Raw genomic sequence first — 923 nt, 5'->3', positions numbered from 1 at the left:
GCCGAGTGGAAACGCGACCGCGCCAACGGCGACGGCTCCGCACCGAGCGCGCCGCCGATGCCGGGCACCCTGGAGGCCTTCATGCGGCTGGTCGAGGCCGGCTGGGACGCCGAGGCCACCCGCCGCCCGCACGGCCAGCACACCACCGTGGTGGCCCACTACGACGCGGCCCAGCGCAGCGCCGCGCTGCACCTGGGCCCGCTGCTATCCGACGCCGACCGCCAATACCTGACCTGTGATGCCGGCTGCGAAGTCTGGCTCGAACGCCACGGCCAACCCCTGGGCGCCGGGCGCACCACCCGCACCATCAGCCGGCGACTGCGCCGCGCCCTCGAGCACCGCCACCCCAGCTGCGCGGTACCCGGCTGCGGGGCCACCCGCGGCCTACACGCCCACCACCTCGTGCACTGGGAAAACGGCGGCCCCACCGAGCTGGCCAACCTGGTCCTGATCTGCCCCTACCACCACCGCCAACACCACCAAGGCCACATCACCATCACCGGACCCCCCGACCACCTCTCGGTCACCGACGAGGACGGCCAACCCCTACACCCCGGCTCCCTCGCCCATCCCAAGATCTCGGTCACCCCGTTCAGCACGGCCGACGGCTCGGGCCACGCGCACAGCCCGGCGGGACCCTACGTCAGCGTCGCGGACTGGTCCGCCGTCTCGACGGCGTGGCTGCGCGAACCGCCGAGTTTCGAATTCGCACCGGCGCCGGGTCCGGCTTGACTCCGGGCATCGGCGACTTACGAATTCGATAGCGTATGCGCTACCAACTTTCAAGCAAGCCGCATGGTCTGGGCAGCGGGTAACGCAAACGAAATTCTTTATGCCCCAATCAACCTAGTTGGTCGATGGTGGTGGTTGGGGTTGGAAGGGGTCGTACCACCACCAGTCGGCGCGGTCGCCGAGGGGTCCGG

The 923-nt window shown here is 70.3% G+C and carries 1 protein-coding gene; it reads left to right on the top strand.

Annotated features, from left to right (window positions below):
- A partial coding sequence (locus A5705_RS29215) for an HNH endonuclease signature motif containing protein (protein ID WP_156763159.1) occupies positions 1 to 732 on the top strand: 732 nt, incomplete at its 5' end.
- Between the last annotated feature and the right edge of the window lie 191 nt (positions 733 to 923).

This window comes from Mycobacterium sp. E787 (assembly GCF_001668725.1).
In the GTDB taxonomy this organism is placed as follows: Bacteria; Actinomycetota; Actinomycetes; order Mycobacteriales; family Mycobacteriaceae; genus Mycobacterium.
The sequence above is the reverse complement of the archived record's forward strand: the minus strand, read 5'-3'. Positions and strand labels throughout refer to the sequence as shown.